Raw genomic sequence first — 24,697 nt, 5'->3', positions numbered from 1 at the left:
TAGGGGTTTGAGAGCCTACTTTTAGACCCATATCCCGCCCCCTACCCGTTAACCATCAAGGTCAACCCCTGACTGTTTCCAAATAACTCCAGAAGGTATTTTGTAATAACATCGCAACGGTCATGGGGCCAATACCGCCGGGAACTGGGGTAATATATTGGGCGATGGGTTGAACACTATTAAAATCCACATCCCCGACCAGGCGAGATTTACCGTTAGCATCGGTTATTTTATTAATCCCAACATCGATAACAATAGCACCCGGTTTCACAAAATCCGCCGTGATCATTTGCGGACGTCCAACGGCTCCCACTACAATATCAGCATCACGGGTAACTTTTGCTAAATCTTTCGTTTTTGAATGGGCAATTGTTACGGTACAATCTGCTTCTAAGAGCATCAACGCCATCGGTTTTCCCACTAAAATACTACGACCCAAAACAACGGCGTGTTTGCCTTTTAACTCAATATTATACTCTTCAAATAGTCGCATAACTCCGGCGGGAGTACAACTTCTTAACCCCTTTTCCCCCCTAGCTAACCGTCCTAAATTTTCTGGGTGTAAACCATCAGCATCTTTTTGGGGATCAATTTCATACAATAACCCAACAGCATCTAAATGGGGAGGTAAAGGTAACTGCACTAAAATTCCATCGACCTGTTGATTTTGATTCAAGGTATGAATCGTTTGGGTAAGTTCTTCTTGAGTAGTTTCTGCGGGAAAATGTTGACCAAAGGAAGCAATACCGACCTTAGCACAAGCTTGTTCTTTATTGCGAACATACACCGCACTGGCTGGGTTATCTCCCACCATAATTACCGCCAAACCGGGAGGACGCCCTACTTTCGCTTCCCACGTTTGGACTTGTTCTTGAAGTTCAGCTTGGATTTTTTTCGCTGTAGATTTACCGTCTAATAGATTATCCATAATTCGTTGTCTCGTCGTTCACTCTATTGCAATCGTCTCTATTTTTAGCAGTTAAGCTAGGATTGGAGATAATTTTACCTATAAATTTAATCTTTTTCTCACGAAAGGTTATAGGCTTGAGAAAAGAATTTTATTTGAGATTCCAGACTCTATGACCCTTGCATTTCCAGTGAAGTTCACCCCAAGGTTGCCCCTGAGTATTGTATTACTATTTGTGACCGGATTAGTCGGTTGTGGGAGTATTACTCCTTCGGAAACTTGGATTAATTTGAACACTGCTAAAATTGATCAACTTCAACAAAGGCAGAAAATCGGTGCTAAAGTTTATCTACGAGGTAAAGTGGAAAGCCATGCACCATTTTTAGGTGCAGGTGCTTATCAACTCCAAGATAATACAGGTTCTATTTGGGTATTCACAACTCAACCCTTACCCCCCCTTAACCAAGACTTATTAATTCAGGGTAAAGTCGAATATAAAAGTATTTTACTTAAAGATATGAAAGGCAAAGATATTGGAGAAGTTTATCTTAAAGAAATTAAACGAGAATAACTGATAACTGATAACTGATAACTGATAACTGATAACTGATAATTATGATTCAAGTTTCTTTGGCAATTCTTTATCGAGAAGGAAAGTTTTTATTTCAATTGCGAGATAATATTCCTGGAATTATTCATCCGGGGGTTTGGGGATTATTTGGCGGACATTTGGAAGGGGAAGAAACGCCAGAATTGTGCTTGAAACGAGAATTAATTGAAGAAATTGGTTATCAAGTTTCTGATTTAGTTCTGTTTAAAGAGTATGGTGATTCTCTGGTTAATCGTTTTGTTTTTTATGCTCCTTTAACGGTTGATTTAAGCCAATTAGTCTTAAATGAAGGATGGGATATGGGTTTGTTAACCACCGAGAATATTAAAGCTGGAGAATGTTATTCTCACAAAGCAGGAATGGTGAGGTTAATTGGAACTCCTCATCAAAGGATTTTGTTAGATTTTATCACTCAGAAGTTAATTTAACCTACAATCGGAACACTGCCATCATTGGGTAAAATAGAACGAGGATTAATAGATTCGCCATTAGGTTGACGGACTTCAAAATGCAGATGAATGGAATAGCCTCCGCCATCAATTTCTAATCCTTCATAACCAAACCCTGAACCTCCTCGCACCCCTATCCATTGACCTTTGGTAATATTTTGACCCACTTTAACCCGAATCGATTGTAAATGAAAATAAACGTGTTCCCAACCATCGGAACGTTTAATATAAATTGCCCGACCTTCTGCACCACTGCAATCATTTTTAATATAATCCACAACACCATCACTGGCAGCATAACATTCATCGGGTGTATATCCGCCAATATCAACTCCTGCATGAAGTCTGCCTCTCGCATAACCAAATTCTGCCCTTGACCCCATACTGGTTCCTGTCATCGGCCATATCCACTCGGAATTAGAAGCAGCAAAGGAAGCCGAAGAAACTGAACGAGAGGTGGTTAATTCTTCATCATTTTCTAAAAGTTTAACTTGATGAGAAAGAACAAACCAAGTGGTCATATTTTTGGGTTTTGGAGATAAGAAATTAACCTTTAAATGGTTTTCTTCTGCTTCAGAATAACTTTCGATTTCAAAGATTGTATCACAATGAACCCCTATTTTTTCGTTATAAGAGATAGCTTCAGCAGTAACGGGATGAAGTTTAAAAACCGTATGTTCTATAATTTGTAATTTCATGGTAAATTATTCCCTATGAGTTTGTTTTTATAAATTGCCTTAAAGCGGGAATTAAATATTGCGTTAAGGTATAGGCATCAACCCCTAATTCCGTGCGTTCTTTTGCTGCTAAAATTCCAGCTTGAGAATGCCACCAAACTGCACTATTAACAATTGATTCTACAGGTTTTTCCGCTAAAATAATAGGGGGTAACAGCCCTCCTAATAATCCCGTTAAAACGTCACCGCTTCCCCCTCGACCTAAAGCCGGGGTACTATCAGGATTAATCCAAACTTGATTTGGGGTAGCAATACAGGTTCTTGCCCCTTTTAAGACAATAATGGTTTGGGTTAATTCAGCAGCTTGTTTCGCTAAATTAATTTTATTTTTTTCTAATTCTATTAATTCAGGGAACAAACGTTTAAATTCTCCTAAATGGGGGGTTATAATCGTGGTAGATTGACGAGAAGATAGGGTAAAAAAGGGATTGAGTTTAGATAAAATATTAAGAGCATCTGCATCTAAAATAATCGGACAATTTGCTGTTAAAATCGTTTCAACAATAAGGTGAGCTTCTGGGGTTAATCCAGGGCCACAGGCAATAGTTTGATACCGCCTTAAATCGATATCTTCTGGAAGTTTGAGAATGGCTCCATTTTCCGTTTCAGGACAACCGATAATTAAGGCTTCGGGTAATGTCGAACTGAGTAAGGATTTAATCGAATTCGGAACAGCAATGGATAACATTCCAATCCCGCTTGCTCTGGCTCCCAGTCCGGCTAAAATAGCGGCTCCGGTATATTGTTTTGAACCTGCTATGATTAATAAATGACCATTTTTATATTTATGGGAATTGGCAGAACGGGGGAGGGGTAAAGTCTGAATTGCTGTTGAGGAAGTGATACGATTTAAAAAGGGAGATTTCCCTAAAATTTCTTGAATATCTGTTAAGGGAATATCAAAATCAATCAGTTCTGCTATTCCAATATAATCTAATCCGACCTCTTGTAAAAAGGCTTGTTTCCATAAACCCAAACAGAGAGTTAAATCAGCGCGAATTGCGGTTCCTAATATTTCTCCCGTATCGGTATGAATTCCCGATGGTAAATCAATACTAATAACCCATTTATTCCCAGTGTTAATGGTATCAATAGCGTTAGCAAGTTCTCCAGCGATAGGTCGTTCTAAACCAAATCCAAATAAGCCATCGATTAAAACATCACAGGTTTGTAATTCTTCAATATTAGAAGAAACTGGAATTCCTAAACTAACGGCATAGTTAGCATGAGCCTCGGTTAATTCTTTTCGTTTAGAAAAAGGGCTATAAATAATAATAGGATACCCTAGAAAATATAATTCTCTAGCGACAACTAACCCATCACCACCGTTATGTCCTGGCCCTACTAATATCCCGATTTTATTTGAGGAGGTTATTGAGTTTTCCGATAAAAACTTCTGTAAGCGTTGGGTAATTTTAAGAGCCACTTTTTCCATTAACGCAGCCACAGGCATTCCCGCAGAAAAAATCCGATTTTCAATAGTTCGCATTTGTTCTGCGGTAACAACAATTTGTTGAATTTTTTCGGATCTTATTTCAGAATTCATAAAATCATAAACTATGTAATATCACCCTATTATAATATCGTAGGGGCTTGTGCCCCTTCCCGCCCAAAATTATCTCCCAAAATAAATCGTAGCACGAGGTAATCCTGAACTTTTGAGGTAATTTTCCCATTGTTGTGCTAACTGTTGATTAGCAAAGGGGCCAACAGCAACGAAAGGATTAGAAGCGGCTTGTTGCATCTGAACACTTTGAGAAGGAACTCCCAACGCCACAATATTTTGAGCCATAGCAACCAGTTGATTCCGTTGACTAGGAATTAAAATAAAATAACCGTTGGTATTGCCTAAACCCAAATTAAAATTAGGCTGAGTTGGTACAACATTGGGAACAGTCGGAATACTCGCTAAAAACGCTTGTAATTGCGCTGTACTATTAATAATAGTCGAAGAAATTCCAGCTAAAGCCAAATTTTGTTGGAGTTGATTGGCATTCGACAAATTAACAAAACTTCCCGCTTGAATCACAGATTGCCCTTGATAAGTTAAAGTTCTGGCATTCGGAGAAAGTCGGCGCACAGCACTTAAAGAAGTAGTTGTTGGACTCACAAAAACTTGATATAATCCCAAGTCTGTTGTCACGGGAACTTGACCGGGAGGAATAGAAGTGGTAATCACTTTTACATCTGTTTGGTCTAGGGGAATAATCATCGGATTTACCGTTACCGGATTATTAAAATCTTCTCCGGTTTTAAAGTTAATAATATTTCCTTGAACGCCTTGTTGTTTTAAGGTTTCAATCAGTTGTTGAGCTTCACTTTGATTAAAATAAATTCCTAGATCAATAATGCTACGATTATTATAGCGTTGCATCATCGCTCCGGGTTGAACTTGTTGCACCACTTCTAATAATAAAGGACTCTCCCCATTGACATAAACCCCATAGCGTTGTTCGGCTAAAACGGGGTTGGCTATCCATCCATATCCCCCCAATAGCATTAGGGTAGAAAATAGGGGAATTTTCAATAAAAAATTGATCAACCCATTTGTTTTTTTCTGTATTACAATAGAATAGACTGACATTTTAACGTCCTCCCGGTTTGAGTGAGTTCGATTGATGTTGGCAAGTTAGTGAATCCAGAGTAATCAGAACTGACAGATCAGTCAACATTAAAATTAAAGTTAAGTGAGTTTCTTGAAATTGGCAAGTTATTCTGATGGGATCATGAGCAAAGTTGTTGTTGGTCTTTCCGGTGGAGTCGATAGTTCCGCCGCCGCCGCCTTGTTACACAACCAAGGCTATGAGGTGGTGGGGTTAACCCTGTGGCTAATGAAGGGAAAAGGACAATGCTGTTCTGAAGGAATGGTGGATGCAGCGTCTATTTGTGAACAATTAGGAATTCCCCATCATATTGTTGATAGTCGAGAGTTATTTCAAACCTATATTGTAGACTATCTGGTGGATGGATATCGAGACGGAATTACACCCTTACCTTGTTCTCAATGTAACCGCGCGGTGAAGTTTGGGCCGATGTTAAATTATGCCCGTGAACAGTTAGGAATTGATCGGATTGCAACGGGTCATTATGCTAGAATTAACTATGATGAAACTCGCGATCGCTATCAATTAAAACGAGCCGTAGACCGCAATAAAGATCAATCTTATTTTTTATACGACCTCACCCAAGATTTACTCGCTGGAACGCTATTTCCCTTGGGAGAAGTCCTCAAAACTGAAACCCGTAAAATTGCCAGTCAATATAACTTAAAAACCGCCGATAAACCCGAAAGCCAAGATTTATGTTTAGTGGAAGCCAATGGTTCCATGCAAGCGTTCTTGGATAAATATATTACCGGGAAAAAAGGCGATATTGTTGATACAACGGGGAAAGTTTTAGGACACCATGAAGGCATTCATCATTATACCATTGGACAACGAAAAGGATTAGGAATTTCTGCCCCCAATCCGTTATATGTTGTGGGAATTGATGCAGGTCGAAATCAAGTCATTGTTGGGGATAGAGATAGTGCTGTTCAAACAGAATGTCTGATTAAACGAGTCAATTGGGTGTCGATTTCACCACCCGATACCCCCATTCGCGCCGAAGTGCAAATTCGTTATCGGTCACAACCTCAACCCGTTACCGTTGTTCCCCTTAATTCCCCAGAAGCAGAAGAACTTGATCCCAATATTGGGTCTTGCGTTAAACTCATTTTTGATGAACCTATCTTTGGGATTACTCCGGGTCAAGCCGCCGTTTGGTATGACGGAGATTTAGTCTTAGGAGGGGGAATTATTGAACAGCAAAAATAAGTTTTACCTAGAGGGTTAAATTGAATTCAATTTAACCCTTTTAAGATGTTGAGAAATAACAGCAAAACTGATTCCTTGCGTAAGAGTACGGAGCAATTTAAAAAATTGTATCCTAAACAACTGTAAGATTACATAGGATTTTACTGGGTTCACTGATACCGATGCTCAACATCAAAACATAATTCCAAAAAATCACGGATTACAAATAGGGGTCTATTTGTGCTAAAAAGTGCAGTAACGCCGATCTTAATCCCCAACCACAAAGGAAAACAGAGGAACTGTGACCCAAACTTTAATTCCATCCACCACCATTCGTAATGTCCATCGCACCGTTCTCGATAACGGAATTGTGCTGCTTGTCACCGAAAATCCGGCGGCTGATATTATTGCAACTCGTTTATTTTTGCGAACGGGAAGCCGCTGGGAACCCCAGGAAAAATCAGGACTTTCCCATCTATTAGCCACTGTATTAACCAAAGGAACCAACCAACTTTCCTCCTTGGAAATTGCCGAACAAATTGAATCCGTTGGAGCTAAATTGAATGCAGACACGTCAACGGATTATTTTTTAATCAGTCTAAAAACTGTTGCTTCCGATTTTGAAAATATTTTAAATTTAACCGCGCAATTATTACGGTTTCCCTCTTTTCCCGAAGACGAAATCGAACTCGAACGCCGCATCACCATTCAGGGAATTCGCTCACAACGGGAACAACCCTTTTCTGTCGCTTTTGAACAACTGCGACACCAGATGTACCAACATCACCCCTACGCTTTATCGACCCTGGGAACCGAAGCCAGCGTTTCCCAACTCAGCCGCGCCGACCTGCAAGAATTCCATCAAACCTATTTTCGTCCTGATAATTTAATTATTTCCATCGCCGGACGCATTACCCCAGAAGCCGCGATGGAACAAATTGAACGGGTATTTGGCGACTGGATAGCGCCTCAAACTTCTTTACCGACATTATCCTTACCCACCTTAACCCCCCATCCTCAAAGCGCCATTACCCCTCAAGAAACCCAACAGTCCGTTGTCATGTTGGGCTATTTAACCAGTTCTGTCAACCATGAAGACTATTCAGCCTTAAAAGTCTTAAATACCTATCTGGGAAATGGCTTATCGAGTCGGTTATTTGTGGAATTGCGGGAAAAACGAGGATTAGCTTACGATGTATCTGCCTTTTTTCCCACTCGCCTCGACCAGTCTCAATTTGTCGTGTACATGGGAACCGCACCCGAAAATACCGATATTGCCATTGAGGGGTTACGCACAGAAGTTGAACGTCTCGTCAATATTCCCTTAACGCCAGATGATTTGCAAGTGGCTAAAAATAAACTCTTGGGTCAATATGCTTTAGGAAAACAAACCAACTCCCAACTGGCGCAAATCTATGGCTGGTACGAATGTTTAGGGTTAGGGATAGAATTTGATACGGAATTTCAGACTAATATTGCGGGGGTGACTTCAGCAGAAGCTTTACGAGTCGCTAACCACTATTTCATTGAACCTTATCTTTCCGTCGTTGGCCCCGAAGCCTTTGTAAGTTCCCAGTCCTAGGCTTTTTCCGGCTTTCAACTCCTTCCTCTGGCTGGTACAATAACCAGGCAGAAATCTTAAAGTTAAGGTGGGAGGAGGATTGTTATGCAGCAACAGAATCATCAAGGGTTTAAGTTCAAGATTCACCGTTATTTACCCATAGCCTCCGTATTTGTTATCGGGTTAAATTTGATACCGTCAGCAATTGCCCAAACCCCGAATCTATCTCCGGTAAAAATTGCCGTAGAAGTCAGTCGCCCGGTATTGCAAATGGGGAGTCGGGGAAAGGACGTTTCTGAACTGCAAGCGACCCTAAAATTATTGGGATATTATCAGGGGGCTGTTGATGGCATTTATTCGGAAGCAACAGCAAAAGCCGTTTCTGAGTTTCAAACCTTCGCCGGGTTAACCGCAGATGGCATTACGGATAGTACAACCTGGAACCGTTTATTTCCCCCTGTAACTTCCACCGCTACATCAGTTACAAATAATACCGTTTGTCAGCAACCTGTTGTCAGTAATTCTACGGATACAGCAACAGCAGCGACTACACCCGATAACCCTAGTTTTCCGATATTGCGTCTGGGAATGCAAGGAATAGCAGTCACAGGGTTACAAGAACGTTTGAAAGCGAAGGGATTTCTCAAAGGTGACGTTGATGGGGTATTTGGCCCGGAAACCCAATTAGCGGTTAAAGCCGCCCAAACGGAATTTAAACTCAAATCCGATGGCGTTGTTGGGTCGGAAACTTGGATGGTTCTGTTACGTTGATAGGATAATTGTAGGGCGCTCCATTACGAACCCTAGAATTATAAACCCTCAAAAAATAGGAATTCACAAACCCAATTTCTATTCTATTTCCCCAAATATCCCCTCGGTGTAATCATCCAATTTTCATAAATACCCGTGCTTTGATTTCCGATTAATACTGTTGTTAACATATCCACCGCATCAGGATTAAACTGTTCTAAAGTAGTTATAGTAATTTCCTCATCACAACGATAGGCAGAACGAACCATTGCGACAGGAGTATTGCCAGAACGAGCTTCTAAAAAAATGCGTTTAGCAGTGTGTAATTGCTCTGTGCGGGTGCGCGATCTCGGATTATATAAAATACACACAAAATCTGCTTGGGCTGCCGCTTTTAATCGGTTTTGAATGACCTCCCAAGGGGTTAATAAATCACTCAAACTAATCGCACAGAAATCGTGCATTAAGGGAGCTCCCACCCGACTTGCTGCCGCCTGTAACGCACTAATCCCCGGAAACACTTGCACCATCGGAGTTTTGCCATCCCAACTCCTAGCGCGTAACTGTTCAAACACTAACCCCGCCATACCATAAATGCCACAGTCCCCCGATGATACCACCGCCACCGTTAACCCCCATTGAGCCAAATCAATCGCCCGTTCTCCCCGTTGACGTTCTTGGGTAATGGGATAGGATTCAACAATCTGACCGGGACGAAATAAAGGCCGAATTAAGTCTAAATACAAGGAATATCCAATGACCACATCCGCTTGGACAATGGCTGTTTGAGCCGCAGGAGTGATTTGATCCAATTCACCAGGGCCAATTCCAACTAATAATAACTGTCCCGTGCGTCCAGTATATTCCTGTTCAGCTTGGGCAATAGCCACCGTTACCGCCTGTCCGATGCGGTTGGAAGTTGAAGCACTTGGTAACTGATCTCGGTAAATTTGCTTAGAAACGAATAACGTTTTTACTCCTGCGGCTTGTAATGCGGAGGCTTCAGCGACGCTAGGGGTTCCCACTTCGGCTTCAACAACCTTAGACGGGTTAGGCACTTTTATCTCCCGCAGAACTTCCGAGGGAAAGGTGCGTAACGGCCAATGCTTGGCTTGACACAACTCCACTAACCCCGGTTCATCTCCTTTAATATCCAGAGTGGCGATTCCTGCGATCGCTTCTTCCGCTAAATTATACTGTTGTAAAGTTTGCTCAATAGCCTTCTCAATCAATGCTCTAGGGGTGTTGCGTTCACAGCCTATTCCCACCCATAACACCCTGGGAAACCACTGAACTTGAATTGTATCTGATACTCGACGTTGAGAACTAATACAGATGTGAAATTTCGCCTCTGAATTCGGGGTAAAATCAAAAGGATGAGCGGGGGGTAAAGTTGTTTGCCATAACGTTGAACCCACCTCCTGAAACACGTTAACTTGTTCTCCCCTGGCGATCGCCCCACTTACGGCTGTCCAATCTCCTGGCCCCTGTCGCCAACCAAAGGGAAGCCCTAATAAATCTAGCGCTGGTAATCCTAAAGCGTTAGTTGCCCCTGTAATAATAGGTGTGGCGTTCAATTGTCGGGCAACTAAACGAGTTAGTTGATCAGCGCCGCCTTGATGTCCACTACAGAGACTGATGACAAATTTTCCGGTTTGATCCAGCACTACAACCGCAGGATCACTGGATTTATGCTGTAATAAAGGAGCGATTAATCGCACCACAGCACCAGCGGCTAAACCAAAAATAAACCCTCGGTGACTTGACCAAAGCGTTGCTAGGTGTTCCGATAGAGAGCCGGAATAGACTTGTGTTCCAGGTAAGGGGTGGAGTGTGTTGGGTATCCACAAAATGGCATTTAAACCTTGACAAAGGGGTTGAAGTTGTTGTACAGCCTGGGGGGTGGTGGCAATAGCAGCAATGGGTTGAAACGATTGAAATTGGGAAAAACTCATCGGTTGGGGTGACAACTATAGATTAGAATAAAGAACTTGTTTCTTTTTGATTGTAAATTGGGAAGACTCTGATTGATTCACAAAAAGTTAAGTCTTGATCAAGTGTTGAACGGGACAAAGCCTAGGATCAAGTTATCAATATTTTATTTTAGGTAAAAAGGCGGAGCATCTGTAATGGATCAGAAAACGGAATTATTATTAAAGTTAGATATTTTTAGAGAATTTTATACAGAAGAAGTCGAACTGATTAGTGAGTATTTTTCGATTCACAAGTTCTTTGATTTACAAGTGATTCTGCCCCAAACAGGTCAGGATTCCTCCTTTGGGATTATTCTCTCTGGGGAAGTCAGCGTTATGGGAGATCAGATGGAAAATACCAGTCGCACCCCAGGAGATATTTTAGGGGAAATGGCATTTATCCAAGGTCGTCGCTCAGATTTTATTGCGGCCAGTGATGGAGCGATCGCGATTATGACTTTTGATGATATTGAAAAGTTAAAATTAAAACAACCCTATGTCGCCGTTAAATTAATCAGTTTGGCAACTCGGAATCTGGTGAATAAATTACGCAAAAATCCCCCCGAAAATACAACAGAAATCATACTATTATTAGCGGATAATAATTTATTTTCCGATTTGATTAATTTAGTCAAGGATCATCTTCATATTATTGAAAAATTTTCGATTATTACCTCTGATAAATTCAAGATTTTTTTAGAGGATACAACAAATTTAACCGTTAGCGAAGTCATTGAATCTCATTATTTAATTTTAGGAGAAACAGCCATTGGTTCCCGAATTTTATTAGATCAGGTTAAAGCGATTGTGTATCTACGCGATCCGACAACAAGCGAATCTAATCCCCCAGCTATTGAAGCTTTATCGAGGTTATGTGACTTGCAGCAAGTTTTGTTTGCTACCAATTTATTAACGGCTAATGCAGTTTTTCAATATTTAGAATAAAGGACATTAACCCTTATGAACAAGCGAGTTTTAATTCTAGGAGGTCGAGGACGGATTGGCAACAGTGTTGCTGAGGATTTAGCTCAACATACTTCTGCTGAAATTACCATTACTGGACGGAAACTGACGGGAAATAGAGCGATTAATCCTCGGTTTAAGGTTTTAGAATTGGATTTAGAAGATCAACAAAAATTAGAAACTGCGATCGCAAATTCCGATTTAGTCATCCACTGTGCAGGGCCATTTCATTATCGAGATACTGGGGTGTTGCAAGCTTGTATCCAACAGAATGTTAATTATATTGATGTGAGCGATAATCGTGGCTTTACAAGTCGGATTTTAGAGCATTCGGAAGCTGCTAAAAAAGCTGGAGTTACTGCTATTATTAATACCGGTATTTTCCCTGGTATTTCTAATAGCATGGTTCGTCAAGGCGTTGAACAATTTGATCAAGTTGAAAAAATCCATTTGAGTTATGTTGTTGGGGGGTCTGGCGGTGCAGGAATGACGGTGATGCGAACCACATTTATCGGGTTACAACGTCCGTTTGAAGTGTGGATAAATGGAGAATGGAAAACCATTAAACCCTATAGTGAACGAGAAACCATTGAATTTCCTCCCCCCTACGGAAAAACAGGAGTTTATTGGTTTGATATGCCGGAATGTTTCACTTTAGTAGACTCTTTTCCAGCTAAAACAGTTATCACAAAATTCGGTACAGTTCCCGATTTTTATAATTATTTAACCTGGAGTGTTGCCCATTGGTGGCCGGCGAGTTGGTTACAAAATCCAGCCGTAATTGAGTTTCTATCCCAAGTCAGTTATCGCATGACCAATGTTACGGATATTTGGAGTGGAATTGGAGTAGCAGTTCGGTCTTGTGTCACCGGAATTAAACAAGGAAAAACCGTTGATTATTGTTCAACAATTGTTCATGAAAATACCGCTACCATTGCGGGAATAGGAACCGGAACAATTGCAGAATTATGCTTAAACGGAGAACTGCAAAAACCCGGTGTTTGGCCCGTTGAACAAGTATTATCAACTCCCTTATTTGAAGCCGCCATGAACAACCGAGGCATTAACATTCAAACCTCGTAGGGTGCGTAAGCAAAGCGCACGCACCACCCTTAAATTTATCGTAACTCTTTAAGACGCTCTAACGCATCTTCATAAGAAGCTTTTCGACCTAATTTATCATAAAGTTCAGCAGCTTTTTGGAAATCAGCGATCGCTTTTTCTTTATTATTTAATTGCAAATAAGCTAAAGCTCGATTATAATAAGCATCAGCAAAACCCGGATTTAAACGAATCGCTTCGGTGTAATCTTCTATCGGATTAGGAGCGCGAGTCGGTTCAATAATTCGAGTAGCTAAAAGAGTGCGGGCAATGCCTCGATTAAAATAAGCTTCTGGAGTATTCGGGTTTAATTCAATCGCTTGATTAAACGCACCAATCGCATCCCAAGTTTCTCCCTGATCTAATAAGGTTAATCCTTGAAAATAAAACGCTTGATAACTTTGGGGATGATCCCAGGAAAGCGGATTAACTTCTGGCGGTTTTTCATCAATGACTAAATCCGATGATTTTAAACCCGTTTCTAATAATTTTGCCATAAATAAATTAATCGGAATTGCCGCATTAAATCCTGTTTTAATCGGAGCCACATCACCGGAACTGGTTTGAGCAAAGCCAAATTCTCCCTGTCCATGTAAGCCAACAACACGGGCTTCCGAATCAAAAACCGGCCCCCCACTCATCCCACTCCAAGTCACCGCTTGATAGCGTAAATTATAGCCTTCTGGACGATTTTTCGGGCGACTGGTGACTAATCCAGGGGATAATTCCGGTTCCCGTTCAACACCTGTTAATCCCCCCGTTGCTGGGTATCCATAAACATAAATTTGAGCACCAATTACGGCTTGTTCAGAATTACCTAATGTTGCCACCGGATACTGTTGAGAACTCTCAAATTTAATAATCGCTAAATCCGGTTCTTGATCATCATTTTGTAAACGAATAATCTTCTGACTCGGATGATTTTTTCCATCAGAAGTTCGCACACTATATTCCACAGTTGGATCTTCGACAACATGATTAACAGTCAACACCGTGTAAATATTACCATTTTTAGCAATAATCACCCCAGAACCATCTCCTAATTGACTATTAATTTGTACGGTAATCGGTTCGGCAATTTCTGCTACCTGTTGCGCTGTTTTTGCCATCACAATTGTTGATTGACTGACAACGATAGCCGCCACCGTTGCTGTTCCGGTTACGAGATAAAGAAAAGAGTCCGACGCAAACCACCCTAAACCCATAATTCAAATCCTCGATAATAAAGCCACTTGATTTGCCATCATCCGTTACCTACTACCCATTAAAAACTCGGCTGAAATTCATAAAACGACAATTTGATCAATAGACGTAATTTCACGAGATTTTGTTCATCCTTTTTGTAACTTCTATTTTAAGCTAATATCAATGAGGGGGTGATGTTGTACTCTAATATTAGCAAACCATCAATTTTAAAGTTATTTAACAAACAATTAGCAGGCAGAAACATCTGCTGCACAAATCAAATAATTAATAATGGCTTGCGTTAATCCTTCTAAGGTATATTCTTGAGGTTCAACATCTACCCGTCCTAATAAATTGATACAACTTTTAGAGGTTTGGGGGCCAATGGAAGCAATACAAATCGAGTCTAAATAATTGGGGGGTAAAGTGTGTTCAGGGAGGGATTGAATTAACTGGTAATAATTTTTAACGGTTTTAGAACTCGCAAAGGTAATCACATCAATTTTTTGACTTTGTAACGCCTCTAAAACGTCAGGAGAAATACTCTCAGGACAGCCAGATTCATAAGCTGCTACTTCCACAACCGTTGCTCCTTTTGTGGTTAATTCCTGAACTAAAACCTCTCGTCCTCCCGTTTCTACTCTGGGGAATAAAATTCGTTTACCTTCTAAAGATTCGGGGAAATGTTCAACGAGGGAATCTGCCACAAAATCTGGGGGAATAAAATCTGGTTTTAAACAACGTTCTTGCAAACTGGCTGCGGTTTTTTTCCCGACAACGGCTATTTTAGTTTGACCTAAACTGCGAATATCTTTTCCCAGGTTTATTAAGCGATTAAAAAAGTATTCAACGCCATTAGAAGAGGTGAAAATTAACCAATCAAAATGATTTTCAGAACCTTTTTCTAACTGTTCAATGGCTTGATCTAAACTATCCCAACTGGAGGGAGGAGTAATCACTAAAGCAGGCATTTCTATCACCGTTGCGCCCTGTGCTTTTAATAAGTCGCTAAATTGACTGGATTGTTCAGCAGAACGAGTGATTAATATGGTTTTTCCGAATAAAAGTAGATTCATAGTATCCAGATTTAAAATAGAATTTTCTAGGGGTTGATTTGGTTGCCAAGAGTGTTGGGTAGGGTTAAGGAAATCTCGCAAGCGCACGACTTCACCTACTACAATTACACAGGGAGATAAAGATTCATGGGCTGTTATTTCTACAATATCATTTAATGTACCGATCCAGACTTTTTGTTGAGGACAACCCCCAGATTTAATAATAGCAATGGGGGTTTGGGGTAGTCGTTCATGGCGTAGCAGTTGATGGACAATTTCAGCTAAATTTCGTCCTCCCATTAAAATGACTAAGGTTTCAATTTGCGAAACAATTTGCCAATCTAAGGCTTCTAAATCATGGGCGGTCATGACTGCAAAGCAACGACTCATCACCGGGTCTGTTAGGGGAATAGAAGCGAGAGTTGGTGCAGCTAAAGCGGATGAAAGTCCGGGGATGACTTCAAAGTTACATTGAGATTCAATTAAGGCTTGAATTTCGGAAGTGGTACGTCCAAAAATAAACGGGTCACCTCCTTTTAAACGAATGACTTGTTTTCCTCTCAGGCAATATTCGACTAATAATTGATTAATTTCTGCTTGGGGAGTGCTAGGCTGTCCGCCTCGTTTTCCGACATTAATTTTTAAACAATTTGCTGGAATTAATGTTAAAATAGAGTCATCAACTAAAGCATCATAAATTATGACTTCTGCTTGGGAGAGTAATGCTTGAGCTTGTAAGGTTAGATAAGCAATTTCTCCTAACCCTGCTCCCATTAAATAAACTTTTCCTTTTTGCCCAATCATTGGTAGAATTTTAGAGAAGTGAAGGTTTGAATTTAATTTTATCCTAACTCAAGGGTATGAAGCTTTAAGAAGTGTCACAGTGGATATCAAAATATTATTATTTTTCTTCATAATCGGGGAACAGAAGTGGGGTGGATTGACTTTGTGATGGTCAATGGTCATGACCTTTAAAACATTTAGGGTTTGTGGTGTGTGCGCGGAGCTTACGCACCCTACTAATTATTGAGGAGAGTTGAATCTTTATGAAAATACAGTTTAATTATGGTGATTTCGGTTTAGGATTAACCGTAGTTCTCTTACTCACCTTTAGTGTTTTGCACTGGTTACATATTCCGGCGGGAAGCTTTTTAGATTGGGTCATTGGTTGTGCCGTTTTTTGGTGGTTATTGTTAATTGTAACGGTTCCTTGGAATATTCATTTTGAGGCGAAAGAAGTTTTAGCCGAAGCCGAAGAATCGAGAAAAAAGGGGATTTTTGTTGAAGAACAACAAGTGCAATATGTCACTCAGTTAGCTCAACGTTCTCTTTGGGTTGCTTTGGGTTTACATTTGTTATCCACTATCGGACTTTATGGGTTAGCTTGGTTAGGAATTAGTGTGGTGGGTTATTGGGGTGCAGGTGCGGCTTTACTGTTAACGATTTTACGGCCTTCGGTGCGTGCTTATCAATATTTAGCCACTCGATTAGCAATGGTTCGTCGTCAATTTTCCTATCCCCGTGAGGATGTTGTAGAATTGCGAAATCGCTTTGAAATTTTGGAAACAACCTTAAAAGAGTTAGAGCGAAAATTGAACCTAAAATATCCTGATTCTTGGGCAACTCAACAAGAACAAAAATGGCAAGCTATTCGTGAAGAGTTAACTCATTTAACGGCTAATTTAGAAACCTTGAAAGCGACGAATCAATCGGAACATCATCGCTTACAAAAAGAGGCAGAAAATGCGATCGCTCAATTAAGTGCTGATGGGCAATTTCTTAATCATGTTCGAGAAATTATTCGATTTGTCAAAGAGGCGTAATGGGTTGGTTGTTGATAGTAATATTCCATCCCTTCATGATCCCCCAAAAACTCCTTTTGTTAAAGGGGTTAGGGGGAATCATCTATAGCATTTATAATTAGATTTCATATAATATAATCTATACAAGGAGAAAAAAATGAAAAGTGTTACACCAAAGGAATTACAAGGTAATCTTGACAATTTGCTCGACGAGATTTTAAGAACAGGGATACCTTTGGAAATTGATCGGGGGGGGAAACGTCTTCGCATTGTCCCCGTAGAAAAGTTAGAGAAGTTACAGAACTTGGTATATCGTCCTCATGTTATTTTAGGAGAACCGGACGATTTGATTGATCTTAATTGGGAGCAGGAGGTCAATCTTGATCTACCTTGATACTCATATTGTAGTTTGGCTGTATGCAGGATTAACGGACAAATTGAGTGATTTAGCGAGGTCTTTGATGAATACTCATGATCTCTACATTTCACCGATGGTACGTTTGGAGTTGAAATATCTCTACGAAATTGGACGAATTTCAGAACAGCCAGATCCCATTATTGCTGATTTGGGCAATCTTATCGGTTTGAGAATTTGTGAGCAAGATTTTAATAAAGTGATTGGTTATAGTCTGGGATTAGATTGGACTCGTGACCCCTTTGATCGCCTTATTGTTGCTCATGCAGGGGTAAATGGAAATATTTTACTGACAAAAGACAACATAATTTTAGCGAATTATGTTCAAGCGAAATGGGAATGATTGATAATCAATAGAGATTATATCCCAGATATTGAAGGATGGAATATAAATATGTATTTAAACTTTAGGCTAATAATCGCACATCGCTATATTTCCCATCCCATTATAATAATCCTGATAGTTCATAGAGTCTTCTAACTAACGCTAAAATTTGCTCACCGTAGGTGGGATCGTCTGACCAGCGACCGCTTAATTGTTGTAGATAGGGGGCGATTCCTCTGGTGACAAATTCAAACCGAGGATCGACAATATCTTGAACTAAAGGTTCATGACTGGCGTAGGCTTTTAAATGTTGAATATGGGCTCTGATTCCAATTTCTGCTGTGGGGAAAGACGCACTTTCCGAAGCGCCTCCTAAACTTCCTAAACCGCCGAAATTATGTTGTTCAGGTTTGAGAATTCCCCCAAATTGTAAAAAGTTGGTTTCTAAACACATTTGACAAAAGGCAATATCATGATTAACTCCTTCAATACTGGCTTCTTCTCGATAGATTTTGGCAATTTGAGGAACGCTATTGATTAGATTAGAATCATGGGTTTTAATAAACATAATGAGTTGAACTTCTGTAGTTAACCCATTACCCATAATTTGATCCATTTGACTATTATAGGGACGAATATTAGAACGCAACACAACACTACGATTGGGATTATCCCAACTCACGGAAATACCACAATTTCTTAAATCTATCGCACGAATATAAACAATATTATTGTATCGAATTCTTCTGACTCTATTAGAAATTTGAGATAAATTTAATCCTAATTTATCGACTAAATCAATGGGAATAAAGGCATTTCCATTTACTAAAATTCCATTTTCTCCATAGCGACGACCATTAATATTAATCCCAATAGAACCATAAACTGGTGTACCGGGAGGAACGGTTGGAATCGGATTTGTAGAGTCCTGATTTAACCAACTGATTAATCCATTGGTAATTCCAATGGCAATATCTCGTCGTCGGGTTTGAATTAAAGCCCGATCAGTGGGATTGGTTAGAAATCCTAATTCTAAGTAGAGGGAAGGAATCGCAATCCAACGAATAAAAATTAAGCTTCCTAATCCCGTTTCAGTGTCGGGTTTTGCGCCTCGATTGGGAAGTTGAGGAACTTGTTGCAAAAGGGATAATAAAATGGATTCCGCTTGTTTTTTTCGTTGGGAATTTCCCGCAATATAAAAAGCGGTTACTCCCCGAATTGAAGGGTTAGATGATCCACCCATTTGCAGTTCTAAAGCTACATCTCCAAATTGAGAATGAGCATTAATCCAATCAATCGTTTGAGTTTGGCTGAGATCATCAGGAACCACAATCACTTGAAACCCCCTTGATCGCAATTCGCTAACGACTAAATCCCGAATGCGAATCATTTCTTGGGCTTCCGTTGTCCCGCCTGCAACGGTACCCGGATCTCTTACACCATTTTCAAATCCTCCATGACCTGCGGATAAAAAAATTCGTCCCATTGTTTAAGCTCTCGACTTTAAGTTTAATATTGAGGGCAATTGCGTGATTAAATTTTTACTTCCCTTTATGGTTTTACACTGCCAAGAGGCTTTTGTCACCCTTGCTGACCCTAAAATCGAAATTCTGGTCAACTTTTATACCCACTTGTTGGGAATAGAACCCGTTTCGCATATTCCCCATCGTTATGCAGAATTTCAGTTACCGAGTTTAAGATTGGGAATTTTTCAACCTAAACCGACCCATATTTCTGAATTTTCTTCGGGGGGGAAAACCGGAATGAGTTTGTGTTTGGAAGTGCAGGATTTAGAAGCTGCGATCGCCCATTTAAAACGTCTTGGATATCCACCACCTGGAGACATTATAACCGCTTCTCATGGTCGGGAAATTTATGCTTATGATCCGATGGGAAATCGTTTAATTTTATATGAAATTCCCGACAATTTTTCATCCGACTAAATCAATTAAGGTGTAAGCACTCAGAATTAATAATACGATAGCTAAACCTTGGGTCAGTTGCAGATGAGGGGAAGGAGTCAGAGCTTCTCGAATTAACATTGATGTGGATGATCCCGCAACATAACTCAGAGACAAAACCAAATAAGGCCACTGTGCGGTTAAACTCCAAAGGAACAGTAAAAGAATTCCTAAGAGTAACATCAAGAGCTCTACAAACTGAGGGGGATTATATTGGGTTGAAAAGACAAAAGTTTGCCACCAAAAACGCCAACTTCTCATGATGGTTAATCGAGAACTATAAATTGTTATTCATTGTAGCCAGATTTGGTGTTGCAGTTGCGATAAGGCGGTTTGGGTTTCGACTTGCTCAAACTCTTCATAAAACCGACTGACATTAAAAAACGGATGGGGAGTTTCTAACACAATCACGCGATCGCACCATTCCTGCATATAAGGCATTAATTCCAAGGGCGCGACGGGAACACAAATCCAAATTGCCAGGGGTTGATGAGCTTTTAAGGCTTTCACCGTGACGGCCATTGTCATTCCAGTGGCAATACCATCATCGACCACCAGCGCCAAAGCTCCGTGAGGTGTCACCGGGGGACAACTGGGAGATAACTGTTCCCAGGCTTGCTGCGCTTTTGTTTGAGCCTCCTGTAACATCCTCTGTTGCAAACTCAAATTCAGGGGTTTTCGTTTTGACCACAGAACCTGACCATCGGATGTAACTGCACCCAAAGCCAATTCTGGGTTATCGGGGAGGGTAATTTTTTTAGCAACAATCACACTCAACGGACATTGTAAACGTTGAGCAATGGGAACCGCAACGGGTACACCCCCACGAGGTAAGGCATAAACAACAATTTTCTGCTCCTCCTGGGGGCTATCAAAACTCATCTGTAACACAATCTCTTTTGCGAGTTCCTCACCAGCATGAGTTCGATCTCGAAATAGGGGTGTGGATAACATCATCTGCTTGCCCTCGGCAATCGCATCACCTCTATAATGACGGTTACAGTCAAGAGTTGCAACATCAGAAATTCCGCCTGCCATTAAAATAGTGTTGGTTGTCGGTGAAAAACCAACCGTCAACAGTCAACCGTCAACACCCCTACTATGTCTAATCACGAACAATTGAGTTTATTCGATTTCAACAATTCTGAACCTTCCCCTCCGTCTGTGTCATCGAATTTTAATCGAGATTTAATTCCGACTGATGCTAAAATTGAAATTCCTGTAGGAACTTATCAAACTTTAGAAGAAATTTCTAACCATTGTAATCATTGTTATCGGTGTGAATTAGGACAAAATCGCACCCATGCGGTCATCGGTCGAGGTCATCTGCAAGCACCGATTATGATTGTGGGGGAAGCACCCGGTCAAAATGAAGATGAACAGGGTTTACCCTTTGTCGGACGTTCAGGACAACTGTTAGAAAAAATTTTAGAATCCGTTGGTTTAAGTACCGATCAAGAGGTTTATATTTCTAATGCAATTCGCTGTCGTCCTCCCAATAATCGCACCCCAACGCCTCAAGAAATGGAAGCTTGTAAACCTTATTTATTAGAACAAATTCGTTTAGTGAATCCCAAAATTATTTTATTAACGGGAGCAACGGCGGTAAAATCTATTTTAGGCGATAAACGGGGAATTACTAAAATTAGGGGGCAATGGATGGAATGGGAAGGGCGATTATGTATGCCGATTTTTCACCCTGCTTATTTATTAAGAAATCCTTCCCGTGAAACCGGATCACCGAAATGGTTAATGTGGCAAGATATTCAAGCAGTTCGTGATAAATTAAATGAATTAATCTCTCTTTAAAATTAGAGGGTTGGCAGGCCCAACCCCTACGATAAAATATTACAACCTCGGCGTAGATTGCTAGATGTCAGATTGAGTCAACAGGATTATGGGTCTTTCTATTCTGAGTTTAGTTCAATTAAGTTGTCGTTCTTTATTAGGCAATCCCGTCCGTTCTTTCTTATCAGGAATCGGGGTATTTATGGGAGTCGCTGCGGTGAATGCAACTTTGCAAGTCGGTAATATTAGCCGTGGGGTCATTGAGCAACAATTAGCTGAACGAGATGCACCACAAATTCGTATATTTCCAGATTGGAATCCTCTTACAAAAGAGTCTGCACAACTGACTTTAGAAGATCTAAAAATATTAAAACAACAGTTGAAATCTTTACGCTCTATTAGTGGCATAAATTGGATGAGAGATCAACAGGTTGTTTTTCAAAATCAGCAAGCTAATCCTTCTGCTATAGCTACAACAATCGATTTTTTAAACACATCAGGACGTAAGTTAGTGGCTGGACGTGATTTTACGTCTAATGATTTTGAAACCTATCAACCAGTGCTAATTATTGATCAATTTTTGGCTGATAAACTCTTTGAAAAAATAAATCCTTTAGGAAAAAGTATTTATCTTAATTTTAGACCTTATACTGTGATTGGGATTGTTGCTACTCAACAAAGCCAGGAGGAAGAACCAACGGGTTCTCTGTATGTTCCGATGGCAATTTATAGTGCAATTACAGGCAGAAAAAATATTAGAATGATGTGGTTACGTCCCTATGAAATTGAAGATTTAGAAACTTTAGAGGAACAAGCTAAAAAAATATTAGAACAACGGTTTATTGGGTATAAGTTTAGAACGTGGAATACAATTGAGGATATTTTAGAACAGCAAAAAACCTTAGATTCTGTTTCTAAAGCGTTATTAGTTGTCGGTGTGATCGCGTTAATTGTCGGAGGGGTTGGTATTGCTAATATTACCATTGCTTCAGTCATAGAACGGACTCCAGAAATCGGACTACGACGTGCGATAGGAGCAACCCAATTAGATATTATGTTGCAATTTATTTTAGAAGCCGCTATTTTAAGTTTAATCGGAGGAACAACTGCCATTGTCACGGTTCATGGGGCGACGGTTGTTATCGCAGAACAATTTAAGTTACCCTATAAATTTGAACGCCAAACCGCTATATTTTCCCTAAGTTCAGCTATATTAGTGGGAGTGGGAGCCGGATTTTTCCCCGCTTTACGCGCCAGTCAACTTGACCCAGTAAAGGCTTTAAGAGGAGAATAGGGCAGAAAGAATATAAATTCTTAACAAAACGAGGGTTTGAGGGTTATGAAGGAACCGGAAAATTTAGAGTTAGAATCATCACCTAACCCTGAACCTGGGGAAGAATCTGAACTCTTAAATTTGTTACCTTTGGGGATTATTCTAACTTTAATATCAGGTTTAGGGGGAATTGTAGTAATGGCACTTCCTTCTAAACCTGAAAATCCTGAATCTTCTGGTCTTTCCTCAAAGCTAGAATGGTTTTCTCCCCCAATTTCCACTTCCCAATCTCTACCCACTCTTAATCCAATTTCTAAACCGATTTCGGGGGATCTTCTACCCTATTTTAGGGGAAATTTAATCCCTGCACCTAACGTTCAATCTAACCCTTCTCTTCCATTATTAGAAGAACTTAGCCTTAATCAATATTCCTCCATACCTCCTAATTTATTAGATGAGAATATTAATATTTTAAATCCGAGTCCTCAAGCTTTAACTAGCAACAATAATGTTTCTGAAGTTGAGACGACTATTGAAAGTATTGAGAATAGTATGACCCCTTTAAATTTAACGGCTAGTCGTCCTCAATACCAAATGTTGACCCAACAGCCGTCTAATCTTCAACCTGCTTCCCCGGTTCCGGTTGTTTCTGAACAAGATGGAGTTGAATTAACATTGCAGGATGTGATTATTTTAGCGTTAGAAAATAACCGCACGATTAAAAATCAATATTTAGAACGAGTGGTAGAACGTCAAGATTTAGCCGTTGCTGAAGATAAATTTAATCCTGATTTTACACCCAGTTTAGCGATTGGATGGGATAATATTACTCAGGGAAATCTAACAACAATGACTCGTGGTTTAATATTATCAGCGAAAGTCTTTGTTAGAATTCCCACCGGAGGAGCACTTAATTTGGAGTGGACTGGACAAAGACAACAGAGAAATTATCAAGGTTCAGGGTTTTCTGATCAAGATGTTTTAAGACAAAATTTAGCAGTCGTTTTTAATCAACCTTTATTAAGAGGTGCAGGTGAAAAAGTTAATCGAGCTTCCGTTGAAATTGCTCGAATTCAAGAAACAATTAATTTACTTAAATTAAAATCAATTTTAATTGATAAAATTACCGAAACAATTTTAGCTTATCGCAATTTACTACAAGCGCAAGAACAACTTAAAATTGAGCAACAATCTTTAATTATTGCACAACAGCAAGTCGAAAATACCCAAGTTTTTATTGAGGCTGGACGCAGACCGAGAGCCGACTTAATTACTGTACAAACTCGCGTTGCTAATCAAGAAATTTCTTTGTTAAATGCCCAAAATAATTTAAACCAGCAACGACTGAATTTATTGGAATTATTAGATATTGATGAGAATGTTAATATTATAGCGTCTGAAAATTTAGAAATTCAACCCCAAACCTTGGAGCCTAGTGAAGTTAAACAGTTAGGCTTTGAGAACCAGCCCAATTATTTACAAGCCAGATTAGATTTAGAAAAATTTAAAACCCAATTAGTTGTTGCTGAAAATAACCGTCGATGGAATATCGATTTTAGAACGGAGGTAAGACATGAACCAGCACCGGATATTATTGACAATCAAACGGATTTAAGAGCCGGATTAGTTTTTAGTAAAACCTTGGGTGATCAAACCTTAGAACGTGATTTTCAACGCAGTCGTATCGATGTTTTACAAGCCCAAAATAACTTAACAGAAGCGACTCAAAAAATTGAGATTGATGTGAGTCAGAGGTTACAAGATATTGAAGCTACTTGGAAAAAAGTTGAGTTATCTAAACGTGCAACCCAGTTAGCTGAAGAACAACTTCGCAACGAGAAAGATAAAGTTGAGTTAGGCGTACCTGGATCTTCCCTTGTCGATTTAGTTCGATTTCAATCGGATTTAACCCAAGCTCAAAATGATGAATTAAATGCTAAAATAGACTATCTAAACGCCTTAACCAATTTATACCAAAGTTTGGGTATAACCTTAGATAAATTAGAGATTACTCTGGAAAAATAACCTTTGCAAAATAATGAATGATT

The 24,697-nt window shown here is 39.9% G+C and carries 24 protein-coding genes; 14 read left to right on the top strand and 10 right to left on the bottom strand.

Annotation, left to right across the window (positions count from 1 at the left end; all coding sequences use genetic code 11):
• Positions 1-61: 61 nt before the first annotated feature.
• On the bottom strand, positions 62-928 hold the full coding sequence (gene folD / locus PL9214_RS11015) for a bifunctional methylenetetrahydrofolate dehydrogenase/methenyltetrahydrofolate cyclohydrolase FolD (protein WP_072718866.1): 867 nt from the start codon (positions 926-928) through the stop codon (positions 62-64).
• A gap of 151 nt (positions 929-1,079) precedes the next feature.
• Between folD and PL9214_RS11010 the strand changes: the two genes are divergently transcribed.
• Entirely contained in the window at positions 1,080-1,478 is a 399-nt protein-coding gene (locus tag PL9214_RS11010) for a hypothetical protein (protein WP_072718865.1), read from the top strand.
• 44 nt (positions 1,479-1,522) lie between these two features.
• Positions 1,523-1,945, top strand: a complete 423-nt coding sequence (locus PL9214_RS11005) for an NUDIX hydrolase (RefSeq protein ID WP_072718864.1) — start codon at positions 1,523-1,525, stop codon at positions 1,943-1,945.
• On the opposite strand, the gene PL9214_RS11000 is transcribed toward PL9214_RS11005, so the two are convergent.
• From PL9214_RS11000 to PL9214_RS10990, 3 genes are all read right to left on the bottom strand, one after another.
• Complete coding sequence (locus tag PL9214_RS11000) at positions 1,942-2,664, bottom strand: M23 family metallopeptidase (RefSeq protein WP_072718863.1); 723 nt, start codon at positions 2,662-2,664, stop codon at positions 1,942-1,944. The two genes, PL9214_RS11005 and PL9214_RS11000, sit on opposite strands and share 4 nt — an antisense overlap.
• A gap of 13 nt (positions 2,665-2,677) precedes the next feature.
• Entirely contained in the window at positions 2,678-4,249 is a 1,572-nt protein-coding gene (locus PL9214_RS10995; RefSeq protein WP_072718862.1) for a bifunctional ADP-dependent NAD(P)H-hydrate dehydratase/NAD(P)H-hydrate epimerase, read from the bottom strand.
• Between the two features lie 69 nt (positions 4,250-4,318).
• Positions 4,319-5,287, bottom strand: coding sequence for an SPOR domain-containing protein (locus PL9214_RS10990; RefSeq protein WP_072718861.1), 969 nt, complete (start codon positions 5,285-5,287; stop codon positions 4,319-4,321).
• A 142-nt stretch (positions 5,288-5,429) separates the two neighbouring features.
• Here PL9214_RS10990 and mnmA point away from each other — a divergent pair, with 142 nt between their 5' ends.
• The 3 genes from mnmA (at position 5,430) to PL9214_RS10975 (ending at position 8,829) form a co-directional block, all read left to right on the top strand.
• Positions 5,430-6,518, top strand: a complete 1,089-nt coding sequence (gene mnmA, locus PL9214_RS10985; protein ID WP_072718860.1) for a tRNA 2-thiouridine(34) synthase MnmA — start codon at positions 5,430-5,432, stop codon at positions 6,516-6,518.
• A gap of 280 nt (positions 6,519-6,798) precedes the next feature.
• Positions 6,799-8,079: a M16 family metallopeptidase gene (locus PL9214_RS10980; protein ID WP_072718859.1), complete on the top strand. Its 1,281-nt coding sequence runs from the start codon at positions 6,799-6,801 to the stop codon at positions 8,077-8,079.
• 84 nt (positions 8,080-8,163) lie between these two features.
• Positions 8,164-8,829 carry a peptidoglycan-binding domain-containing protein gene (locus tag PL9214_RS10975; protein WP_072718858.1) on the top strand — a complete coding sequence of 222 codons (666 nt, stop codon included), beginning with the start codon at positions 8,164-8,166 and terminating at the stop codon, positions 8,827-8,829.
• Between the two features lie 83 nt (positions 8,830-8,912).
• On the opposite strand, the gene cobJ is transcribed toward PL9214_RS10975, so the two are convergent.
• The gene (cobJ, locus tag PL9214_RS10970) at positions 8,913-10,763 is read right to left on the bottom strand and encodes a precorrin-3B C(17)-methyltransferase (RefSeq protein WP_072718857.1); all 1,851 of its coding nucleotides are present in this window, start codon (positions 10,761-10,763) and stop codon (positions 8,913-8,915) included.
• Positions 10,764-10,937: 174 nt separating this feature from the next.
• Here cobJ and PL9214_RS10965 point away from each other — a divergent pair, with 174 nt between their 5' ends.
• Together PL9214_RS10965 and PL9214_RS10960 are read left to right on the top strand one after the other, a co-directional pair.
• Complete coding sequence (locus PL9214_RS10965; protein ID WP_072718856.1) at positions 10,938-11,726, top strand: cyclic nucleotide-binding domain-containing protein; 789 nt, start codon at positions 10,938-10,940, stop codon at positions 11,724-11,726.
• Between the two features lie 15 nt (positions 11,727-11,741).
• Complete coding sequence (locus tag PL9214_RS10960) at positions 11,742-12,827, top strand: saccharopine dehydrogenase family protein (protein WP_072718855.1); 1,086 nt, start codon at positions 11,742-11,744, stop codon at positions 12,825-12,827.
• 35 nt (positions 12,828-12,862) lie between these two features.
• On the opposite strand, the gene PL9214_RS10955 is transcribed toward PL9214_RS10960, so the two are convergent.
• Both PL9214_RS10955 and cobA read right to left on the bottom strand, forming a co-directional pair.
• On the bottom strand, positions 12,863-14,050 hold the full coding sequence (locus tag PL9214_RS10955; RefSeq protein WP_072718854.1) for a tetratricopeptide repeat-containing S1 family peptidase: 1,188 nt from the start codon (positions 14,048-14,050) through the stop codon (positions 12,863-12,865).
• Between the two features lie 228 nt (positions 14,051-14,278).
• Positions 14,279-15,889: a uroporphyrinogen-III C-methyltransferase gene (gene cobA / locus PL9214_RS10950; RefSeq protein WP_072718853.1), complete on the bottom strand. Its 1,611-nt coding sequence runs from the start codon at positions 15,887-15,889 to the stop codon at positions 14,279-14,281.
• A 242-nt stretch (positions 15,890-16,131) separates the two neighbouring features.
• Between cobA and PL9214_RS10945 the strand changes: the two genes are divergently transcribed.
• The 3 genes from PL9214_RS10945 to PL9214_RS10935 all read left to right on the top strand — a co-directional run bounded on the left by PL9214_RS10945 (position 16,132) and on the right by PL9214_RS10935 (position 17,645).
• A complete protein-coding gene (locus PL9214_RS10945; RefSeq protein WP_072718852.1) occupies positions 16,132-16,908 on the top strand; it encodes a hypothetical protein in 777 nt (258 codons plus the stop codon).
• Between the two features lie 136 nt (positions 16,909-17,044).
• Entirely contained in the window at positions 17,045-17,281 is a 237-nt protein-coding gene (locus PL9214_RS10940; RefSeq protein WP_072718851.1) for a type II toxin-antitoxin system Phd/YefM family antitoxin, read from the top strand.
• Positions 17,268-17,645: a type II toxin-antitoxin system VapC family toxin gene (locus PL9214_RS10935; protein WP_072718850.1), complete on the top strand. Its 378-nt coding sequence runs from the start codon at positions 17,268-17,270 to the stop codon at positions 17,643-17,645. The genes PL9214_RS10940 and PL9214_RS10935 overlap by 14 nt, the downstream gene beginning before the upstream one ends.
• 103 nt (positions 17,646-17,748) lie before the next feature.
• On the opposite strand, the gene tftA is transcribed toward PL9214_RS10935, so the two are convergent.
• Complete coding sequence (tftA, locus tag PL9214_RS10930; protein WP_072718849.1) at positions 17,749-19,113, bottom strand: hormogonium tapered terminus morphoprotein TftA; 1,365 nt, start codon at positions 19,111-19,113, stop codon at positions 17,749-17,751.
• A 67-nt stretch (positions 19,114-19,180) separates the two neighbouring features.
• Between tftA and PL9214_RS10925 the strand changes: the two genes are divergently transcribed.
• The gene (locus tag PL9214_RS10925) at positions 19,181-19,570 is read left to right on the top strand and encodes a VOC family protein (protein ID WP_072719118.1); all 390 of its coding nucleotides are present in this window, start codon (positions 19,181-19,183) and stop codon (positions 19,568-19,570) included.
• Here the strand turns inward: PL9214_RS10925 and PL9214_RS10920 are convergent.
• Both PL9214_RS10920 and PL9214_RS10915 read right to left on the bottom strand, forming a co-directional pair.
• The gene (locus tag PL9214_RS10920; RefSeq protein ID WP_072718848.1) at positions 19,559-19,849 is read right to left on the bottom strand and encodes a hypothetical protein; all 291 of its coding nucleotides are present in this window, start codon (positions 19,847-19,849) and stop codon (positions 19,559-19,561) included. The genes PL9214_RS10925 and PL9214_RS10920 overlap by 12 nt on opposite strands.
• 30 nt (positions 19,850-19,879) lie before the next feature.
• Positions 19,880-20,542 carry a phosphoribosyltransferase gene (locus PL9214_RS10915; RefSeq protein WP_072719117.1) on the bottom strand — a complete coding sequence of 221 codons (663 nt, stop codon included), beginning with the start codon at positions 20,540-20,542 and terminating at the stop codon, positions 19,880-19,882.
• A gap of 147 nt (positions 20,543-20,689) precedes the next feature.
• Here PL9214_RS10915 and PL9214_RS10910 point away from each other — a divergent pair, with 147 nt between their 5' ends.
• The 3 genes from PL9214_RS10910 (at position 20,690) to PL9214_RS10900 (ending at position 24,674) form a co-directional block, all read left to right on the top strand.
• On the top strand, positions 20,690-21,397 hold the full coding sequence (locus PL9214_RS10910; protein WP_072718847.1) for a uracil-DNA glycosylase: 708 nt from the start codon (positions 20,690-20,692) through the stop codon (positions 21,395-21,397).
• Between the two features lie 88 nt (positions 21,398-21,485).
• The gene (locus PL9214_RS10905; RefSeq protein WP_072718846.1) at positions 21,486-22,670 is read left to right on the top strand and encodes an ABC transporter permease; all 1,185 of its coding nucleotides are present in this window, start codon (positions 21,486-21,488) and stop codon (positions 22,668-22,670) included.
• A 45-nt stretch (positions 22,671-22,715) separates the two neighbouring features.
• Complete coding sequence (locus PL9214_RS10900; protein WP_072718845.1) at positions 22,716-24,674, top strand: TolC family protein; 1,959 nt, start codon at positions 22,716-22,718, stop codon at positions 24,672-24,674.
• The last annotated feature ends 23 nt before the right edge of the window (positions 24,675-24,697 follow it).

This window comes from Planktothrix tepida PCC 9214 (assembly GCF_900009145.1).
Classification (GTDB): Bacteria; Cyanobacteriota; Cyanobacteriia; order Cyanobacteriales; family Microcoleaceae; genus Planktothrix; species Planktothrix tepida.
This window is presented reverse-complemented; position numbering and strand designations above follow the sequence as displayed.

Excerpts from the sequence above, each read along its gene's own strand:
- folD (WP_072718866.1), bottom strand. The coding sequence starts at position 928 with ATGGATAATCTATTAGACGGTAAATCTACAGCGAAAAAAATCCAAGCT.
- PL9214_RS11010 (WP_072718865.1), top strand. The coding sequence starts at position 1,080 with ATGACCCTTGCATTTCCAGTGAAGTTCACCCCAAGGTTGCCCCTGAGT.
- PL9214_RS11005 (WP_072718864.1), top strand. The coding sequence starts at position 1,523 with ATGATTCAAGTTTCTTTGGCAATTCTTTATCGAGAAGGAAAGTTTTTA.
- PL9214_RS11000 (WP_072718863.1), bottom strand. The coding sequence starts at position 2,664 with ATGAAATTACAAATTATAGAACATACGGTTTTTAAACTTCATCCCGTT.
- PL9214_RS10995 (WP_072718862.1), bottom strand. The coding sequence starts at position 4,249 with ATGAATTCTGAAATAAGATCCGAAAAAATTCAACAAATTGTTGTTACC.
- PL9214_RS10990 (WP_072718861.1), bottom strand. The coding sequence starts at position 5,287 with ATGTCAGTCTATTCTATTGTAATACAGAAAAAAACAAATGGGTTGATC.
- mnmA (WP_072718860.1), top strand. The coding sequence starts at position 5,430 with ATGAGCAAAGTTGTTGTTGGTCTTTCCGGTGGAGTCGATAGTTCCGCC.
- PL9214_RS10975 (WP_072718858.1), top strand. The coding sequence starts at position 8,164 with ATGCAGCAACAGAATCATCAAGGGTTTAAGTTCAAGATTCACCGTTAT.
- cobJ (WP_072718857.1), bottom strand. The coding sequence starts at position 10,763 with ATGAGTTTTTCCCAATTTCAATCGTTTCAACCCATTGCTGCTATTGCC.
- PL9214_RS10965 (WP_072718856.1), top strand. The coding sequence starts at position 10,938 with ATGGATCAGAAAACGGAATTATTATTAAAGTTAGATATTTTTAGAGAA.
- PL9214_RS10960 (WP_072718855.1), top strand. The coding sequence starts at position 11,742 with ATGAACAAGCGAGTTTTAATTCTAGGAGGTCGAGGACGGATTGGCAAC.
- PL9214_RS10955 (WP_072718854.1), bottom strand. The coding sequence starts at position 14,050 with ATGGGTTTAGGGTGGTTTGCGTCGGACTCTTTTCTTTATCTCGTAACC.
- cobA (WP_072718853.1), bottom strand. The coding sequence starts at position 15,889 with ATGATTGGGCAAAAAGGAAAAGTTTATTTAATGGGAGCAGGGTTAGGA.
- PL9214_RS10945 (WP_072718852.1), top strand. The coding sequence starts at position 16,132 with ATGAAAATACAGTTTAATTATGGTGATTTCGGTTTAGGATTAACCGTA.
- PL9214_RS10940 (WP_072718851.1), top strand. The coding sequence starts at position 17,045 with ATGAAAAGTGTTACACCAAAGGAATTACAAGGTAATCTTGACAATTTG.
- tftA (WP_072718849.1), bottom strand. The coding sequence starts at position 19,113 with ATGGGACGAATTTTTTTATCCGCAGGTCATGGAGGATTTGAAAATGGT.
- PL9214_RS10925 (WP_072719118.1), top strand. The coding sequence starts at position 19,181 with ATGGTTTTACACTGCCAAGAGGCTTTTGTCACCCTTGCTGACCCTAAA.
- PL9214_RS10920 (WP_072718848.1), bottom strand. The coding sequence starts at position 19,849 with ATGAGAAGTTGGCGTTTTTGGTGGCAAACTTTTGTCTTTTCAACCCAA.
- PL9214_RS10915 (WP_072719117.1), bottom strand. The coding sequence starts at position 20,542 with ATGTTATCCACACCCCTATTTCGAGATCGAACTCATGCTGGTGAGGAA.
- PL9214_RS10910 (WP_072718847.1), top strand. The coding sequence starts at position 20,690 with ATGTCTAATCACGAACAATTGAGTTTATTCGATTTCAACAATTCTGAA.
- PL9214_RS10905 (WP_072718846.1), top strand. The coding sequence starts at position 21,486 with ATGGGTCTTTCTATTCTGAGTTTAGTTCAATTAAGTTGTCGTTCTTTA.
- PL9214_RS10900 (WP_072718845.1), top strand. The coding sequence starts at position 22,716 with ATGAAGGAACCGGAAAATTTAGAGTTAGAATCATCACCTAACCCTGAA.